The organism is Undibacterium sp. RuRC25W (assembly GCF_049339825.1).
Taxonomy (GTDB): domain Bacteria; phylum Pseudomonadota; class Gammaproteobacteria; order Burkholderiales; family Burkholderiaceae_D; genus Undibacterium.
Genome location: NZ_JBMPPD010000014.1, coordinates 1 through 18,278 on the forward strand (window position 1 = coordinate 1; position 18,278 = coordinate 18,278).

Below are 18,278 nucleotides of genomic sequence, written 5' to 3' on the forward strand. Positions count from 1 at the left end.
TTTGGGTGAGATGTGTGTAGTTCATTATGCAATTTCGACTGGCCGGTCAAAAAGGCACAAATGCTATCGCATCTTGCCCTCATTAACCGGTACCGTTCATAAATTGCACTTCATCCTAGAATTCGCCAACTTTATCAACCGTCATTTTCATTTAATGACGTTGCCTGATGTTGTCTTATTAATAATTTATTGTGCAGCGTGAGTTCGTTATCTTGATGTCGATGTGTAGGAGAGCGGGACGGGTATGCGCTATCTACCCTGCTTGATGAGAGGCGTAGGGGGTGCTTTTTCACTGCGGAGTGTCTTTTTGTTGAATTGATTTTAATGCTAATCGCTTTTAGGTTTTGATTCATCACAAAAAATTAGTCGCTTGGTAGCTTGTGCTTAATACGGAAAATATCACTATCGTGGAGATCAATAAATTGATCCTTGAGCGGTTAGTATGGCAATCTATCTTTGCAAAACTTATCTGGTTTAATGCCCCTCTGCAATAATCCAATCTGGATTTTTTGTTTTCACAAAATGAGTAATCGCCCAGACGATGTCGGGATCAAACTGTTTCCCGCTACGTTCTTCGAGGTAAGTCAGGACCTCTTTTAGTGGCCAAGGCTGTTTATAGGGACGAGCGTGCAGCAGTGCATCAAAGACATCAACAACAGCGACAATGCGCGCAGCAAAAGGAATGTCATTGCCCTTTAATCGGCGTGGGTAACCATTGCCATCGTAATGTTCGTGATGGCAACCAGCAATCTGAGCGCCGATACTCAGGCTGCTAACCCCCTCGACCATATGTGCGGCTCTCGCAAGCACAGTTTCTCCGATGAGTGCGTGCCCCTCCATGACGATGCGTTCTTCTGGTGTATGTTTGCCTGGCTTGAGCAGCACGGCATCAGGAATACCTACTTTACCTACATCATGCAAAATACTAGCGATCCCCACAAATGCCAGAAAATTAGCATCTATTTCTGGAGGTAATTTATGAGCATTTTTTAGTTCCGTTGCAATTGCTTCGGTCAGTCGACAGACTCTGCGCACATGCCCACCTGTCGTTGCATCACGTGACTCTGCGAGATCAGCAAGAACAATGACGGTCGCTTCTTGCGTTGTTTTAAGCAAATCAAACATATGCAAGTTATCAAAAGCAGCGGCGATTCTGTCACAAAAAACGGTGAGCAGGCTGCGCTCAATTTCGCTCAAATTTCTCAATGAACGGAAGGCAATAGCGAAATGGCGACCGTGCGACGTTTGTATCAGAAGTACGTCTAGTTCGTTCGAATAAATACTTTTCTTTTCTCTAAAGCAATTTAGTATCAGTGCCGCCCACGGGTGATTTTCGTCGAGAGCTTTCTGGGTTAAGAGTTCGGTAGATTCTCCAGAAGTAGCAATCACCAATGGCATAGAGTTACCATTTTCTTTATCGGAATCCATCAGGCATAAAATGCCATTTGTACCGAAATTAAGAATCCCATCGATTTGAGTGAGGACACCAGACGCGAGTTCTTTTAAAGATTCAACCCGATACAAATTGCTTGCCGCCTCAAGAATTCTATCTAGTCCGCGTCGGCTAGTTTCTATTGTTTTGAGTCCCTCATAGGCACGCAATGAGGAGATGACGGTAGTGAACATTTTTTGCGATGTCAGTTCGGTTTTGAGTTTGTAATCATTAATGTCGTAATCGACAATGACACGCTGCTCCGGGGCCTGACCAGGTTGTCCGGTACGCAAAATAATACGGATCAGATCATTTTTTAGTGTCTCGCGGATATCTTTAACCAGAGCCAATCCTGCATCTTCAGTTTCCATCACAACATCGAGCAAGACCATTGCAATGTCTGTTTCTTTGGAAAGTATTTCGAAGCCTTCTGCACCTGAATACGCGGAAAGGATTTCTAACTCACGCTCCTTATAGGTTACTTTGTTGAGAGCTAGTCGCGTAACAGCATGAATATCCGGCTCGTCATCGATAATGAGGATACGCCAATAGTTCGAGGGATTTATATCCGTTGCGTCGCTATCGTCCTCGAGCCAATTATCGTTGTCGATGATGTCTTGCATGATAGCCTCTTGAAATACTGTAATTTTGTTTGAACGATGTGTTGAATGCAGATCAGATAAGTCTCCTAATCATCCTACCTCACTTCGTATAAAAAATTGACTCTGTAAGCGCTATATCGCTAATTGTTGTGTGACGCGTGGGATACAAATGCAGAACAAGGCACCTTGGTCTGGATGATTTTGTACGGTGATGCTCCCCAAAAGTTGTTTGCTAATAATATTAAAGACAATATTTAGACCCAAACCCGTGCCGCCCTGACCGCGTTTTGTTGTGAAGAAAGGCTCGAAAACTTTATCTAAAAATTCTTCTGCGATTCCTAGACCGTTATCCCAGAAATCTAAATAAACTAATTCGTTAGATAAATGGAATTTGATAAAAATTTTATCTGTAGACTTTGCGGGGAAGGCATGCGTGATGGCATTCATCGTCAAATTAGTAATGACTTGTGCAAGAAGTCCTGGATAACTATCCATCATAATTTTTTCTTGCGTGGAAATATCAATTTTTACTTGTGCCTTACGTAAGGTTGGATTCAGGCTTGTGAGCAGATCATTTAAAAATTCATTCAGTTCAAATTCTCGTCGCTGTTCACTAGTCTGATCGACAGCCACTTGTTTAAAACTTTGTATTAAATGGGCTGCGCGCTCTGCATTACTCATAATTAATCGAGAACTTTCTGTCGCGGTTGCCAGGTAAGCGTTCATGTCTGATTTTTTAATTGATCCACCGACCATCATTTTATTGATCTCAATACTGGCATCTGTTAGTACGGATGCGCTGGTTAAAATGACACCGACAGGTGTGTTAATTTCATGGGCGATTCCAGCTACCAGACTTCCGAGGCTAGCTAATTTTTCAGATTGAATCAGCGATTTTTGCGCAATTTTAAGATTGCTGAAAGCCTCTGCTGTTTGTTTTTCAGAGGCTAAGGCGAGCGCTTCTGCCTCTTGCTGTAATTGGATAATATTTTTTAAGTTACGTAAGACCAGATTAAAGCCTCTGATGACTTTTCCAAATTCATAACTTTTAGACTCAGACAACTCGGTTGCAGATGCGACATCATGCGAACTGAGTTCAAAAAGTGCATTTTGCAAGCGTTGGATAGGGTCAAAGACGACTTTCAAACTCAGTGTGAGTGCGATGATTAAGATGACATCAAGGATAAAAATTTGTATGAATGACAGCATTAAACTATCACTTAATTTTTCGTCTATGTTGTCATGAGAGAATGTGACAACAAGCTCTCCAAGAGTTTGCGATATGGGCTCACTTTGAGGAGTGATTTTTTGGGCGCTCTCAGAAAAAAGTATCGTCTTAATCATATATTTACTCGCATTCATATGATCAGACTTAAGCGAATTACCGCCCCTGGAATTTGTCACGCTAACAAAACTAGTGTTGGGTTTTTCTGCGGAGTAGACATCAATTTGACCGATATCAAGATTTTGCATTTCCGCTTTGATAATCATTTCCGCTGTGGATTCATCCATATTCCATAGCGTTGGCGGAAGCGACGTTGCCAGGCGGAAGATAACCCTTTTCTGATACTCTTTAAAATTCTTTTCTAGCTCATTTGAGAGGTGGGTATACTTATAAATCCCAAAGCCGACGAGCGTCGCAGTGACGATCAGGACGAAAATTGAAGTCAGGCGGAAACGAAGTGAGTACATAGGCCTTTTTCTCTGTATGGATTGTACGACCTCTTAGAAGCCAACAAAAAGAGTTTGGCTTATCAAGTGCAGCTTGTTCGAATCTTCTTTGAGATCTTATCTCATCTGTTGAGTGAGTCCTATGTGCATTGCCCGTGTCTGTCGTTGGCCTCTGCTAGAACTTACTTTTTTTCGATTACGCGCTGGTTTATTTTTGTCTAAAAAACATGCAAATTGCGCAAAGTGCGAAAAGTACGCGCTCATATTTCGAGCTATGTCTATGTTGTCTTATTCAGTAATTTATTTATGTTCTTTTTTATATATTAGTTTGGCGCAAGAGTCTTCGTGATGCAAGGTTTGATTTGATCAGGGAGTTATCATTTTCCAACATCGATAAGTCGTCGATGAGGCAATATTAATAGTAGATTGACTTCTAACGAATGCACTCATTACTGATCGTTGCTCTACTTTACCTTGACGATTTTGCGAAAAAATATTCATCGTTTTTAATCAAAGTTTCTAGCGTAGATTTTATTTTAATTTTCCTGATAGATTATTTTTTGTCTCGCAGAACTATGTACTCTATTTTTTCTATGGATTTCGAGTAGGAGACTTTATTTTTTTGTTTTTTTGAATGATGAAAAAAGTGAAATGGTAAAGAGAAAAAGCGTCAAAAATAATATTAAATTGAAATCTTATCTTAGTAGGATAGGTGTCATCATCAGTTTGAGGCGGCTCGCTGAGAACATTGCAAACGATGCAAAATTAATTCACTGATGAGTTTTTCTGCTTCGCTGAAGTCACCCTCATTTAATGGTGCGTGTCCTAGTACCAGCGTCATTTGAACACTAAAATCCGCATACGATTGCGTCATCGCCCAGATCAAAAAAAGGAGATGCGTTGGATTGACGGTAGCAATTTTTCCTTGGGAAATCCATTGTTCAAAAACGGCGATGTCTTTTTTTAGTAGAGGAATGATTTTTTCACGCATGCTTTCAGCATAGGTCTGGGCGCCACTGATCACTTCCATCGCGTAGACTCGTGATGCATGCGGCTGTTCGCGTGAGAAGCGCAATTTTTCCTTAATGTAGCTGCGTAATAATTGCTCGGGTTCTTGTCGTTCATCTGCCAGTATGACCATGCGTTCGAGCCACTGATCTAACACCTGATCAAGTACCGTGTGGTACAGCACTTGTTTGTTAGCGAAGTAGTACAAGAGGTTTTGCTTGGAGATCCCGGCACGCTCTGCAATGCCAGCCACAGAGGCACCGGCAAAACCCAATTCTGAAAAAACTTCTGTTGCCGATTGTAAAATTTTGGCCTCGATTTGATCACGTGGACTGATGACTGTTTCAACTCGTTTATCCATGTTCAATACCACCAAGAAATTGACGTAATTGCGTACTGTCACCGTATGCGATGTTGAAGCGAAACCACGGATAACTTTGCGGTTCACTGGAAAAAAAATCATTCGGTGCTAGGATGATTCCTGCCTTCAATGCTTGCCTGGTGATATCACTGGCGTGACGTTGTGATTGTCGCCATCCAGCACTGACAAACATGCCACCGCGAGGCTCTGCTAAGAGTGTCATGCCGACATCGTGCAACACCGATAATGTATTGTTTCGTGCCGTATCGAGCTGGCGTTTGAGTTTTTCTATCATGCGTCGGTAAAGCCGTGAACTAATCGCATGTAATACTGCGCGTTCATTGATCTCGGAAGTCGTGAGACCCGCCAACATTTTGACGCGAAGTAACTCGCCGATCAGCGAATGCGAAGCACAGATGGAGCCAACGCGCAAAGTAGGCGATAAGGTTTTTGAAAAACTACCGACGCGAATGACGCGGCGCAATCCATCCATCGCAGCCAGTGATGGCTCCGGTCGAGGACAAAGTTCACGATAAATATCGTCTTCTACCAACCAGAAATCAAACTGTTCCGCTAGGGCTAGCAAACGATGCGAGTGACTCTGACTGAGGCTCGTACCCAGCGGATTCTGCAACACTGTGTTGACGAACATGATTTTTGGTTGATGCAGAACGGCTTGCTCTAATAATCCTTCGACATCGAGGCCATTTTCATCTCTGCGAATACCGATAGGAATACAGCCATGATGACGAATTAAGGAGAGCAAGTTACTGTAGCCAGGATTCTCGACAAACACGCAGTCGCCCGGCTTACATAGGGTGCGCAGGATCAGATCAAATCCGTGCGTCGCACCGTTTGTCAGGAGGATTTGTTCTGCATCAACGCTGAATAAATCCTGCGATAACTGGCTTGCCATGTGCTGACGCAGGCTTGGGAAACCCAATGGATTGCCGTAGCCGCGTAATCGTTGAGTCGGGATACGCATCGATTGTTTTAACGCATCGAGCAATATGTCGTCACCATACCATTCCGGCGGCAACCAACCAGAACCGACTGGTAATGCCGTCGATACACCAGAATAGAGGTCAGGACTTAACGCATCGAGAATCGTTGACGTTGCGACCGTCGTCGTCATTTCTGCTTGTTGTAAGGGGAGGGGAGGAATATTGGGTTTAGTGACGAAATAGCCTGAACCTCGTCGTGAACTGAGTAATCCCAAGGTGATGAGTCGCTCGTAAGATTCCACCACCGTAAACGTGCTGACAGCATTGCACTTGGCGAATTGCCTGACCGAAGGCATTTTACTCCCAGTAGGTAACTGATTCTGACGCACCAGATGGGTCACTTCATGCACGATCTGATCTACCAGGCTAGCTTGGCAGCGACGGGTCAGTGTAAGCTGTGGCCAGTCGGTCGCGCTGTCAATGGTAATTTCTTCATTTCCTGCATCGTTTAGCGCTTCCATATTTTTCTCCGATTTTACTTGCCGTACGCTTTCATTGTTACTGGGTTGATACAAAATGGTCCTCCCCAGTTTGTCGCGTTGTTTGTTGCTTTGGAACTGTATTGCTCAAAAAAACTGTACGGTTGGATGAAATTTTGCTGGCTGTATATGTTGTCCTTGCCTATGCTTATCTAGGATTTCAACATATTTTTACCACTTGGTAAATCGTTTTTAGGGGAAACACATGCTCAGCAAGCAACAGCTCAATTCATATTGGATGCCATTCACAGCCAACCGCGACTACAAAGAAGCGCCAAGGGTGGTCGCCTCCGCATCAGGTATGTACTATCGCGATCAGCAGGGCCGTGAAATATTGGATGGCACAGCCGGATTATGGTGTGTGCCACTCGGACACTCACATCCTACGATTGTGAAAGCGGTACAGGAGGCGATTGCAACACTCGATTACGCACCAGCATTCCAGATGGGACATCCCGCTGCGTTTGAACTGGCTGAACAATTGATCGAGTACAGCGGACATAAATTCGGACAAGTGTTTTATACCAACTCGGGTTCCGAGGCGGTTGATACAGCATTAAAAATGGTCCTCGCTTACCATCGTGCTCGTGGTGAGTCGCAGCGCACCCGCTTTATCAGTCGTGAGCGTGGTTATCACGGTGTGGGCTTTGGTGGGATGTCCATTGGTGGCTTACCAGCCAACCGTAAGCAATTCGGTACTCTGTTAGCGGGTGTCGATTACCTGCCGCATACCCACAACCTAGAAAAAAATGCGTTCACACGTGGCTTGCCAGACTATGGCACGCACCTTGCTGATGAATTAGAACGTTTAGTCGCGCTCCATGATGCGTCGACCATTGCTGCCGTCATCGTTGAACCTTTAGCTGGATCTGCAGGCGTTATCTTGCCATCGAAAGGTTATCTGAAACGTCTGCGGGAACTCTGCGACAAACACGGTATTTTGCTGATTTTTGATGAAGTGATTACGGGTTTTGGCCGCATGGCAACACCGTTTGCATCTGACTTCTTTGATGTACGACCAGATCTGATGACAACAGCTAAAGGCCTGACCAATGGCGTTGTGCCGATGGGGGCTGTCTTTAGCCACCATAAAATTTACGATACCTTGCTTGATAGTCCGGCCGGCATTGAATTTTTCCATGGTTATACCTATTCAGGTCATCCATTAGCTTGCGCAGCAGGTCTGGCATCGCTGAAGGTATTTAAAGAAGAAAAAGTGCTGGAACACGCACAAAGTATGACGGCATATTGGGAAGATGCCTTGCATTCACTCAAAGGCCTACCGCATGTGATTGACCTGCGCAATGTTGGTTTGATCGCTGCGATTGAACTGGAATCGATCCCAGGCAAAGTCGGCGCCCGCGCGATGGCAGTTTATAAAAAAGCGTTTGCTGAGGGGGTGTTGATTCGTACCACCGGAGACATCATCGCGATGTCGCCACCGCTTATTTTAGAGAAAAAACACATCGACCAGTTATTCGGAAAGCTGACAGAGATTCTGAAAGTGGCTGATTGATTCCAGCGACATTCTGATCAATTTTAAAAATGCACTGAAATGCAACTTACTGACATGAGCCACTATCAAGTTCATCATTACATCAACGGCGACATATACCAACGTCCCGACACACAATTTGCTGATATTTTTAATCCGGCATGTGGGAGTGTACAAGGGCAGCTTGCGCTCGGTACTGAGCAAGAAGTGAAGTCCGCCGTCGCTGCTGCGAAGCAGGCTTTTCCATCCTGGGCCAATACACCCGCACTGAGCCGCTCACGCATTCTGATGAGCTACCTTCAACTGTTGCATCAGCATGTCGACGAGTTTGCCTATCTACTGACCAAAGAACATGGCAAAACACTGGCAGATGCTCGTGGCGAAGTGGCGCGTGGTATTGAGGTTGTGGAGTTCGCGATTGGGATTCCTCAATTGCTCAAGGGGGAATATTCAGATCAGATCGCCCGAGGTATGGACGCATGCAGTATGCGTCAGCCATTGGGTGTGGTCGCTGGGATTACACCGTTTAACTTTCCGGTCATGGTGCCAATGTGGATGTTTCCGGTGGCATTGGCTTGCGGTAATACGTTTGTTCTGAAGCCATCTGAACGCGATCCCTCGGCATCCTTATTGCATGCCACACTGTTGCAACAAGCGGGGTTGCCAAAAGGTGTGTTCAACGTCGTGCAAGGCGATAAAGCAGTGGTGGATGCCATTATTGATCATCCAGACGTCAAGGCGATTAGTTTTGTTGGTTCTACGCCGATTGCGCAAGCCATCTATGCACGTGGCTGCGCTAACGGCAAGCGGGTACAGGCCTTGGGTGGCGCAAAAAATCATATGGTCGTCATGCCTGATGCGGATCTCAATATGGCTGTCGACGCGTTGATGGGTGCGGCTTATGGCTCTGCAGGTGAACGCTGTATGGCTATTTCAGTCGCTGTCGCTGTCGGATCAGCGGCTGATGCGCTGGTGGATGCGATGGCCGCACGTGTTAAGTCACTCAAAATCAATAACGGTCTAGTTGACGGCGCAGAAATGGGGCCAGTGATTACCCATGCTGCCAAACAACGCATCGAAGGGTTGATTGCTGAAGGCGTGGAGCAAGGTGCAAAGCTGGTGGTCGATGGCCGCAATTATGTTGTTCCTGGCTGCGAGCAAGGTTTCTTCACTGGTGGTTCTTTGTTTGATCACGTTACGCCAGAGATGAGTATTTATCAGCAAGAAATCTTCGGGCCGGTATTGTGTGTGGTCCGTGTCCCTGATATGGCGGCTGCTGCGAAATTGATTAACGATCATGAATACGGTAATGGCGTTGCCGTATTCACTGCCGATGGTGGCACAGCGCGTGAGTTTGTGCGCATGATTGAAGTTGGTATGGTGGGTGTCAATGTACCATTACCTGTGCCAATGGCCTTTCATAGTTTTGGTGGATGGAAGCGCAGTCTGTTTGGCGATCATCATATCTACGGCCCAGAAGGCGTCCGTTTTTACACTAGAGTCAAAGCGGTCATGCAGCGTTGGCCTGACAGCATGTCTAAGGGAGCGGAATTTTCTTTCCCGCAAATGAAATAACTCTCATGACCTGAGTGCGCAGTGAAGGCTGCGCCTTTTGTTATTTTTTCTTGTATTCGGTTGTTCGTTGCGTAAGTCTGGAATTCACGCGGCGTGGGATTTTATTTGTTGACAGTATCTCGATTTATTGGAGCCACCTATGTTGGAAGCCCTGAAACATCTCACCGCAACACAAACGTCCCAGAAAGATCTGGCCGCGCAATTCAGTGACCTCAATCCACCACTAAATCATCGACAGGCAGTGATCGAGAGTGAACGATGTTTGTATTGTTACGATGCGCCTTGCACCCGTATCTGTCCTTCTGAAATTGATGTGCCAGGCTTTATTCAGAACATCGCCGTTGGCAATATAAATGGCGCAGCACAAGGTATTTTGCAGCAAAATATTTTAGGTGCGAGTTGTTCCCGTGTTTGTCCAACCGAGGTACTTTGCGAACATGCGTGCGTCCGCAATCATGATCATGAAGGTGCACCCGTAAAAATTGGTTTGTTGCAACGCTATGCGCTCGACCATATGCACTTTGAGCATCATCCGTTCACTAGGGCCCCAGCAACAGGAAAGAAAATCGCTGTCGTCGGCGCAGGACCTGCTGGTTTGTCTTGTGCACACAGGCTGGCGACTTTAGGTCACGACGTCGTGATCTTTGAAGCGCACAAAAAATCCGGTGGCTTGAATGAATACGGCATTGCCAAATATAAATTGACTGGCGATAGTGCCCAACGTGAAGTCGCTTTCTTGTTAGAAGTCGGTGGTATCACCATTCGTCATGAACAAATCCTTGGTGACAATCTTCATCTAGAACAGCTCCGCCAGGATTACGATGCGGTATTCTTAGGGTTAGGTCTGGGCACAAGCCGCCAGCTTGGGCTCACAGGTGAAGATGCGCTCGGACTGATGCCTGCGGTTGATTATATATACGCACTGAGACAAGCCGAAGATCTCTCACAATTGCCCATCCCGATACACTGTATCGTCATTGGTGCAGGAAATACCGCGATTGATATGGCAGTGCAGATCGCCCGTTTGGGTGCGCAACAAGTCACGCTGGTGTACCGCCGTGGTGCAGCACATATGTCGGCGACACGCCATGAGCAAGCGATCGCTAAAGCGAATCAGGTCAGAATTATTACCTGGGCGCAGCCGCAACAAGTGCTGCTGGATGCGGCTGGCAACGTCGCTGGAATGCGTTTTGAGAAAACCCATGAAGTCGACGGCCAATTGCAGGCAACGGGGGAGACGATAGATATCCCAGCACAAGCCATTTTTAAAGCGATCGGCCAGAGTTTTGATAAGGCAAGTCTAAGCGATCCGATCGCTCATGAAGTCAAACGCGACAAAGATAAAATCTGGGTCGATGAGTACTATCGCACAAGCTTATCCAAGGTCTATGCCGGTGGTGACTGTATTGCTTCTGGGCTGGATCTGACAGTACAAGCTGTGCAACACGGTAAGCTGGCGGCGCTGGCAATCAATGACGACTTGAAAGCGAAGGTGTGATATGGCGGATCTCTCCATCAATTTTGCAGGCATAAAAGCGCCTAACCCATTCTGGCTGGCTTCTGCGCCACCGACCGATAAAGCCTATAACGTCATTCGTGCTTTTGAAGCAGGGTGGGGCGGTGTGGTCTGGAAAACACTGGGTGAAGATCCACCACCAATGAATGTCTCTTCACGGTACTCGGCACATTTTGGCAAGAATCGTGAAGTGATCGGCTTTAATAACATTGAACTGATTACTGATCGCAGCCTGGAATTAAATCTGCAAGAAATTACCCAGGTAAAAAAAGACTGGCCCGATCGCGCCATGATTGTGTCTCTGATGTTTCCATGTGAAGAAGAAAGCTGGAAGCGGGTGCTGCCGCTGGTGGAAGCCACGGGGGCTGATGGCATCGAACTCAATTTTGGTTGTCCGCATGGGATGCCAGAACGGGGTATGGGTGCAGCCGTAGGACAAGTGCCAGAATACGTTGAGATGATTACCCGCTGGTGTAAAAAATATTGTTCCTTACCGGTCATCGTCAAACTGACGCCAAACATTACGGATGTCCGTATCCCAGCGCGTGCTGCTCTAGCAGGAGGGGCGGATGCGGTGTCGCTGATCAATACAATTAATTCCATCACATCGATCGATCTGGATCACATGGTGGCACGACCTATCGTCGGTACACAAAGTACGCATGGTGGCTATTGTGGCAGTGCGGTCAAACCAATCGCACTTAATATGGTCGCAGAGATCGCCCGTGACCCAGCGACAAAAGGCTTACCGATTTCTGGTATCGGTGGTGTTGGCAACTGGCGTGATGCGGCAGAATTTCTAGCGTTAGGTGCGGGTTCAGTACAGGTCTGTACCGCGGCGATGTTACATGGTTTCCGGATTGTCAAAGAGATGAGCGATGGCTTATCTCGCTGGATGGACGAGAAAGGGTACGAACGTATCAGTGACTTCGCTGGTAAGGCCGTCGCCAATACCACCGACTGGAAATACCTAGATATGAATTATCAGGTGATTGCGGAAATTGATCAGGATAAGTGTATCCAGTGTGGTCGATGCTATATCGCTTGCGAAGATACATCACATCAGTCGATTGCTCAATTGATCAGTGCCGATGGCGGACGGCGCTATGAAGTGAAATCTGAAGAGTGTGTTGGCTGTAACCTATGTCAGATCACTTGTCCGGTTGAACAATGTATCACCATGGTGCCACAAGCCACTGGCAAGCCCTATATGAACTGGACGCAGGACCCACGTAACCCGCGTACGGTTGCCAAAGCAGAATAGGTTCTTGGGATAGGTGTGTTCTGATGATTTTTTACTTCAAGCAGAGGTGAACAATAAGCGGAAGATCGCGCTGAAATCGATATGAATATAGTTGGGTTTTTGTTATTGTTAATTCTTGAGTTCGAAAAATAAAATATGGCTTTTCAAGCGTACCCTGAATGCGGTTGTTCAGGACATGTTGTGCAAAGGCTCAACCAATAAAAACACAAAAAACACTCCCCTTATTTCTGGAATAAAGATTGCTAGTCGTTATTCATCGTGCTGGCAGTAATTGTGGTTAGTTAGGGGCAAGGTTTTCAATACAACTATCTAGAGGAAATATATGCATACCGAAAGCAGTCAACTATGGAACGAGGACTTAGCGCCGACGTCTGCGGCCCAACGTACTTGGCGCTGGTATCACTTTGCCGCACTGTGGGTTGGGATGGTGATGTGCATTCCGGCTTATACGCTCGCAGCAAGTCTGATCGAAGGTGGTATGTCAGGGTATCAGGCGGTCATCTGCGTGTTCATCGCCAATGCGATTGTCCTCATTCCGATGTTACTGATAGGTCATGCAGGTGCTAAATATGGGATTCCGTATGCGGTATTGGCGCGCACCTCGTTTGGTGTCCGTGGTGCAAGATTGCCAGCGTTGATGCGAGCGATTGTCGCTTGCGGTTGGTACGGCATTCAGACTTGGTTCGGCGGGCAAATGATTTATACCCTTGGCGGTGTCTTGCTTGGACATCCGCTTGGCGGCGATAAAATTGACGGTCTGGGTATTAATGCTGCTCAACTGATCTGTTTTCTGATTTTCTGGGGCATCCAATTCTGGTACATCTTTCATGGCATGGAAGCCATCCGCCAATTAGAAACCTACACCGCACCCTTAAAGATCCTGATCTGTTTTGTATTATTGGGATGGGTGTATAACAAAGCAGGTAGTTTCGGTCCTATCCTCGACCAACCATCGCAATTTATTGAAGGCGGTAAAAAAGCGGGTCAATTCTGGAGCACTTTCTGGCCGTCATTAACTGCGATGATCGGTTTCTGGGCCACGCTCGCATTGAACATTCCTGACTTTACACGCTTCGCTAAATCACAAAAAGATCAGGTGCTAGGACAAACAATTGGCTTGCCTGCGCCGATGGGCTTACTCGCTTTGCTGGCAGTGATTGTGACTTCTGCCACGGTGGTGTTGTATGGTAAAGCCCTGTGGGATCCGGTTGACCTCGCTAGTCGCATGAGTGGTGCGGCAGTCTTGATTGCTTTGGTCGTGTTGCTGATCGATACCGTGTCAGTGAATCTGGCAGCCAATCTCGTGGGGCCAGCGTATGATTTTTCAGCGCTCAATCCGCAACTGATCTCTTATAAAACAGGTGGGTACATCACAGCAGGCATCGCGCTGGTCATGATGCCATGGAAGATTCTGGAAACGACACAAGGGTATATTTTTACGTGGCTCATTGGGTACTCTGCTTTACTCGGACCCATCGCAGGCATCTTGATTATCGATTATTACTTCATCCGTAAAACACACATCGTGGTCGATGATTTATATCACGAGAAAGGTCAGTACCAATACAGTCATGGCTGGAACATGGTCGCCGTTGTAGCCTTCCTTATTGGTGTGGTGCCCAATATTCCGGGTTTTCTGAATGCGGCGTTCCCTGCCGCTTTTCCTGCTATTCCGGAACTGTGTAAAACAATCTATACCTACGCCTGGTTCGTGGGGATGGCTTTATCTGGTGTGGTGTATTTCTGTCTGATGCAAGGTAAAACAAATCTCGTTGTTGTTGAAAAAATAGCCTCCTGATAGCGTGTGTTCTGCAAAGACGCTGGGTTGTGTAGTGATGCGATAGCACCGTAGTGATCATGCATTTTTAAGCGTGATCATGACACTCTGAAACTGTTGGGCTTGATGAATCCGGGAGTAATGATGAGTCTATTGATACGTGGTGGAACGGTCGTGAATGCTGATCGTGAATTTCTCGCAGATGTCTTATGTGATGAAGGCAAGATCATCGCCGTCGGTGAGAACTTGGTTGCACCAACTGGTGCAGAAATCATTGATGCTGATGGTTTGTATGTGATGCCTGGTGGTATTGATCCGCATACCCACATGCAGTTGCCCTTCATGGGAACCGTCACGCAGGATGATTTTTTCACCGGCACAGCAGCAGGTCTGGCGGGTGGCACGACTAGTATCATTGACTTTGTCATTCCTGATCCGCAGCAAAAACTGATGGATGCCTTTCAGACGTGGCGCGGCTGGGCAGAGAAATCTGCCGCAGATTATTCATTTCATGTGGCCGTGACTTGGTGGGACGACAGTGTCCACGCCGACATGGGCACCTTGGTCAATGAACACGGCGTCAATAGTTTTAAGCACTTCATGGCGTATAAAAACGCGATCATGGCAGATGATGAAATTCTAGTGAAGAGTTTTGCCCGAGCGGTAGAACTGGGCGCTATTCCCACCGTTCATGCAGAAAACGGCGAGCTGGTTTATCTCTTGCAGCAGGAACTACTCAAAAAAGGACAGACGGGGCCTCAATCGCATCCTTTGTCTCGCCCACCTGTGGTCGAAGGTGAAGCAGCGCAGCGCGCCATAGCGATTGCGAATGTCCTTAATACACCGCTTTACATCGTCCATGTATCTTGCCAGGAATCTCTCGATGCTATCACGCGCGCGAGGGCGAGCGGGCAACGTGTGTTTGGTGAAGTCTTAGCCGGACATTTAACGGTCAATGATAGCGTCTATCAGCATCCAGACTTTGCCCAGGCAGCTGGGCATGTGATGAGTCCTCCCTTCCGCAGCAGTTCGCATCAGCAAGCGTTATGGCAAGGTTTGCAGGGGGGGAACTTGCATACCACTGCAACTGATCATTGTACGTTTTGCGCTGATCAAAAGGCTGTCGGTCGCAATGATTTTACTAAGATCCCCAATGGCTGTGGCGGCGTTGAAGAACGCATGATGGTGTTGTGGGATGCCGGCGTGAATTCTGGTCGCTTGACGCCTTCAGAATTTGTGAAGGTGACATCAACCAATTGCGCGCAGATTTTTAATATCTATCCACGTAAAGGCGTGATCGTCGCTGGTGCCGATGCCGATATCGTATTGTGGGATAGTGAGGCCAGCAAAACTTTGTCTGCCAAAACACAGTTTTCAAAGGGCGATTTCAACATCTTTGAAGGGCGCACTGTCAAAGGTGTCCCAATGTACACGATCAGCCGTGGCAAATTGGTGTTCAAGGAAGGACAACTCATGGCGCAACGTGGCGCAGGTCAGTACGTCAAACGACCGTCATTTTCAGCGATGTTTGGCGCACTCAATAAAATGCGTCACAACGCCAAACTTGCCTAATGCAAAAGCCGATTAAGAACAATTCAGGAGGTCGCAATGTCATTAACTACTTTAAGTGATTTACGTATCAATGGTGACCGCCTTTGGGCATCGCTCATGGAGTTAGCGCAGATCGGTGCGACAGTCAAAGGGGGCGTTAAACGCCTAGCGCTGAGCGACCTCGATAAGCAAGGCCGCGACTTAGTTGTTAGTTGGGGTAAGCAAGCGGGAATGCGTATTACCGTTGATAAAATTGGGAATGTGTTCATGCGCAGAGAAGGGCGTAATCCTGCACTTGCCCCTGTGATGTCCGGTAGCCATATCGACACCCAACCAACTGGCGGTAAGTTTGACGGTAATTATGGTGTGTTGGCAGCGCTAGAAGTCGTACGCACATTGAATGATCATCAGATCGACACCGAGTCACCAATCGAAGTCGCGTTCTGGACCAATGAAGAGGGATCTCGCTTTGTTCCTGTCATGATGGGGTCTGGGGTATTTTGTGGTGCCTTCTCGCTGGAACATGCGTATGCCGCCCAGGATACGGAAGGTAAGACGGTGGCAGAAGAACTGGCCCGCATTGGTTATTTGGGAACAGAAGAGCCAGGGCACCATCCGATCGGGGCGTATTTTGAAGCGCATATCGAGCAAGGTCCTGTGCTAGAAGACGCCGATAAAGTCATTGGCGTGGTGCCAGGTGTGCTCGGATTATCTTGGTACGATTGCACGGTTACAGGCATGGAGGCGCATGCAGGCCCTACGCCGATGGGCTTACGTAAAGATGCCTTACAGGTGGCAACCCATATCATGCAAGAAGTAGTCAATATCGGCAACCGTTATCCGCCTTATGGTCGTGGTACGGTGGGCATGGTACAAGTGTTTCCTAACAGTCGTAATGTGATTCCGGGTGAGGTAAAATTCAGCATTGATTTACGCAATGTGTCCTCCGACTTGCTCGATACGATGCACAATGACATTCTCGCTTATGTGGATGACACCAGCCAGCGCAGTGGCTTGAAAATCAGTATTGAACGTGTTTCTTACTTTCCACCTTGTCCATTCCATCCGGAGTGTGTTGATGCTGTGCGCCAAGCGACGGCTGCATTAGGCTATAGCACGATGGATGTAGTTTCAGGTGCTGGACATGATGCAATTTACGCAGCACGTTTGGCCCCTGCGGGGATGATCTTTGTGCCTTGTAAGGATGGGATTAGTCATAACGAAATTGAAGATGCAACATCAGAACATATCAGTGCGGGGTGTAATGTGTTATTGCATGCAATGCTGGAGCGGGCGCGCCCCGTGGTGTAGTGTTGTTCAAACTTACACTTAAACTCAAACATCAAATAGCTGATCTTCCATGATGTCTGCCATGGCAGTGCCTAGCATGTTATTTTCTTCTCGTAATTGCACCGCAATATGGCTACGGTTGGTTGTCGATTTATTCTGGCTGGTTTTCCATTTGCCGACTAATCGTGTGATCGGGATTTCAATGCCGACGATTTGCGCCATCATATTTTCAATGTATTCCGGTGGTGCATCTGCGACTGCCCATGGCTTTGGGCGTGTTGATTCAAAATGCTCGGTGAGTTGTGTGAGTAAGCTCAGAAATTGTGCGCTGTCTTCCACCACGTTGATTTTTCCATGCACATGAACAACCGCGTAGTTGTAAGTTGGAACAACCGCGCCAGTCAGTTTTTTTTCTTCGTACCAGCCAGGTGTAATGTAAGCGGATGGCCCCTGAAAAATCAGTAGGACAGGGGCGCGATTTTGCCACACCGGATTGGCACGGGCGACGTGGCCGAGTAACTTACCGAGCGGTGCATCCGCCGTTGGTGGGGTAATGGTGAACGGAATATGATTGGCGGTCATGCCATCCGCTTCCAAACTAACCATGCTGGCAAGCGGGTGTTGATGGATGAGATCATGTAAGACGTCGAGGCGTTCTTCAGAAAAATGGGCAGGCATGTACATAGTGAGACTTACTCCGAAATAATCGTGACATCAGCGCGCAAGGAATTGGCGATATAGCAGTGCTCGTGAGACAAATGATGGAGAGCATCGATTTGCTCCTTCGTGGGCATCTTCTCACCCGAAAAGCGCGTAGCAGGGCGCAATTCTATACGTGCTATGTAGAGACGTCCGCGTTCATTTTTTTCCATAAAACCGGTGGCATGGTCCTGATAGTGATCAACGATAAACCCCTGCTTTTGGGCAAAGCTCAGGAAAAATAACATATGACAACTTGCCAGAGCAGCGACTAACGCCTCTTCTGGATCGACATTTTCTTCAACCGACATCGGTAGTGGAACTGAGCTGGGTGCCGAGGAAGCGGGAACGCTAAAACCCCCATCAAATTTCCATTCGTGACCGCGACTATATCGATTATCAGTAAATAGCTGATCACCACGTTGCCATACTACCTCTGCCTTGTATTCGCTCATCGAATGTCCTTTTTGATCTAAAACTTCAGGGCTTAGTGTACGATAAATTGATAGAGAATCAATGTGGATTTGATGGTGAAAAATAAAAAAAGAGAAAAA

At 47.1% G+C, this 18,278-nt stretch carries 13 protein-coding genes; 7 read left to right on the forward strand and 6 right to left on the reverse strand.

The features are described 5' to 3' along the window. Window positions 1-474: 474 nt before the first annotated feature. The 4 genes from ACO0KV_RS08390 to ACO0KV_RS08405 all read right to left on the reverse strand — a co-directional run bounded on the left by ACO0KV_RS08390 (window position 475) and on the right by ACO0KV_RS08405 (window position 6,539). Window positions 475-2,055 (reverse strand): DUF3369 domain-containing protein, encoded by a 1,581-nt coding sequence (locus ACO0KV_RS08390; RefSeq protein ID WP_423041750.1) that lies wholly within the window; start codon window positions 2,053-2,055, stop codon window positions 475-477. Window positions 2,056-2,166: 111 nt separating this feature from the next. Beyond that, window positions 2,167-3,726, reverse strand: a complete 1,560-nt coding sequence (locus tag ACO0KV_RS08395) for a sensor histidine kinase (RefSeq protein ID WP_423041752.1) — start codon at window positions 3,724-3,726, stop codon at window positions 2,167-2,169. A gap of 700 nt (window positions 3,727-4,426) precedes the next feature. Beyond that, entirely contained in the window at window positions 4,427-5,074 is a 648-nt protein-coding gene (locus ACO0KV_RS08400; protein ID WP_423041754.1) for a TetR family transcriptional regulator C-terminal domain-containing protein, read from the reverse strand. After that, complete coding sequence (locus tag ACO0KV_RS08405; protein ID WP_423041756.1) at window positions 5,067-6,539, reverse strand: PLP-dependent aminotransferase family protein; 1,473 nt, start codon at window positions 6,537-6,539, stop codon at window positions 5,067-5,069. The genes ACO0KV_RS08400 and ACO0KV_RS08405 overlap by 8 nt, the downstream gene beginning before the upstream one ends. A gap of 223 nt (window positions 6,540-6,762) precedes the next feature. Between ACO0KV_RS08405 and ACO0KV_RS08410 the strand changes: the two genes are divergently transcribed. The 7 genes from ACO0KV_RS08410 to ACO0KV_RS08440 all read left to right on the forward strand — a co-directional run bounded on the left by ACO0KV_RS08410 (window position 6,763) and on the right by ACO0KV_RS08440 (window position 17,046). After that, the gene (locus ACO0KV_RS08410) at window positions 6,763-8,073 is read left to right on the forward strand and encodes an aspartate aminotransferase family protein (protein ID WP_423041758.1); all 1,311 of its coding nucleotides are present in this window, start codon (window positions 6,763-6,765) and stop codon (window positions 8,071-8,073) included. A 54-nt stretch (window positions 8,074-8,127) separates the two neighbouring features. Further along, a complete protein-coding gene (locus ACO0KV_RS08415; RefSeq protein ID WP_423041760.1) occupies window positions 8,128-9,627 on the forward strand; it encodes a CoA-acylating methylmalonate-semialdehyde dehydrogenase in 1,500 nt (499 codons plus the stop codon). Between the two features lie 139 nt (window positions 9,628-9,766). After that, a complete protein-coding gene (locus ACO0KV_RS08420) occupies window positions 9,767-11,125 on the forward strand; it encodes an NAD(P)-dependent oxidoreductase (RefSeq protein WP_423041762.1) in 1,359 nt (452 codons plus the stop codon). A gap of 1 nt (window position 11,126) precedes the next feature. Next, a complete protein-coding gene (gene preA / locus ACO0KV_RS08425; protein ID WP_423041764.1) occupies window positions 11,127-12,407 on the forward strand; it encodes an NAD-dependent dihydropyrimidine dehydrogenase subunit PreA in 1,281 nt (426 codons plus the stop codon). 322 nt (window positions 12,408-12,729) lie between these two features. Further along, window positions 12,730-14,205 (forward strand): NCS1 family nucleobase:cation symporter-1, encoded by a 1,476-nt coding sequence (locus tag ACO0KV_RS08430; protein WP_423041766.1) that lies wholly within the window; start codon window positions 12,730-12,732, stop codon window positions 14,203-14,205. A gap of 123 nt (window positions 14,206-14,328) precedes the next feature. Continuing rightward, the gene (hydA, locus tag ACO0KV_RS08435) at window positions 14,329-15,756 is read left to right on the forward strand and encodes a dihydropyrimidinase (RefSeq protein WP_423041768.1); all 1,428 of its coding nucleotides are present in this window, start codon (window positions 14,329-14,331) and stop codon (window positions 15,754-15,756) included. A gap of 36 nt (window positions 15,757-15,792) precedes the next feature. Next, entirely contained in the window at window positions 15,793-17,046 is a 1,254-nt protein-coding gene (locus ACO0KV_RS08440) for a Zn-dependent hydrolase (protein ID WP_423041770.1), read from the forward strand. A 24-nt stretch (window positions 17,047-17,070) separates the two neighbouring features. On the opposite strand, the gene ACO0KV_RS08445 is transcribed toward ACO0KV_RS08440, so the two are convergent. Continuing rightward, window positions 17,071-17,709, reverse strand: a complete 639-nt coding sequence (locus ACO0KV_RS08445) for an FMN-binding negative transcriptional regulator (RefSeq protein WP_423041772.1) — start codon at window positions 17,707-17,709, stop codon at window positions 17,071-17,073. A gap of 8 nt (window positions 17,710-17,717) precedes the next feature. Continuing rightward, window positions 17,718-18,179, reverse strand: a complete 462-nt coding sequence (locus tag ACO0KV_RS08450) for an OsmC family protein (protein ID WP_423041774.1) — start codon at window positions 18,177-18,179, stop codon at window positions 17,718-17,720. Between the last annotated feature and the right edge of the window lie 99 nt (window positions 18,180-18,278).

Coding starts and splice junctions, on each gene's coding strand:
- ACO0KV_RS08390 (WP_423041750.1), bottom strand. CDS start 2,055: ATGCAAGACATCATCGACAACGATAATTGGCTCGAGGACGATAGCGAC.
- ACO0KV_RS08395 (WP_423041752.1), bottom strand. CDS start 3,726: ATGTACTCACTTCGTTTCCGCCTGACTTCAATTTTCGTCCTGATCGTC.
- ACO0KV_RS08400 (WP_423041754.1), bottom strand. CDS start 5,074: ATGGATAAACGAGTTGAAACAGTCATCAGTCCACGTGATCAAATCGAG.
- ACO0KV_RS08405 (WP_423041756.1), bottom strand. CDS start 6,539: ATGGAAGCGCTAAACGATGCAGGAAATGAAGAAATTACCATTGACAGC.
- ACO0KV_RS08410 (WP_423041758.1), top strand. CDS start 6,763: ATGCTCAGCAAGCAACAGCTCAATTCATATTGGATGCCATTCACAGCC.
- ACO0KV_RS08415 (WP_423041760.1), top strand. CDS start 8,128: ATGAGCCACTATCAAGTTCATCATTACATCAACGGCGACATATACCAA.
- ACO0KV_RS08420 (WP_423041762.1), top strand. CDS start 9,767: ATGTTGGAAGCCCTGAAACATCTCACCGCAACACAAACGTCCCAGAAA.
- preA (WP_423041764.1), top strand. CDS start 11,127: ATGGCGGATCTCTCCATCAATTTTGCAGGCATAAAAGCGCCTAACCCA.
- ACO0KV_RS08430 (WP_423041766.1), top strand. CDS start 12,730: ATGCATACCGAAAGCAGTCAACTATGGAACGAGGACTTAGCGCCGACG.
- hydA (WP_423041768.1), top strand. CDS start 14,329: ATGAGTCTATTGATACGTGGTGGAACGGTCGTGAATGCTGATCGTGAA.
- ACO0KV_RS08440 (WP_423041770.1), top strand. CDS start 15,793: ATGTCATTAACTACTTTAAGTGATTTACGTATCAATGGTGACCGCCTT.
- ACO0KV_RS08445 (WP_423041772.1), bottom strand. CDS start 17,709: ATGTACATGCCTGCCCATTTTTCTGAAGAACGCCTCGACGTCTTACAT.
- ACO0KV_RS08450 (WP_423041774.1), bottom strand. CDS start 18,179: ATGAGCGAATACAAGGCAGAGGTAGTATGGCAACGTGGTGATCAGCTA.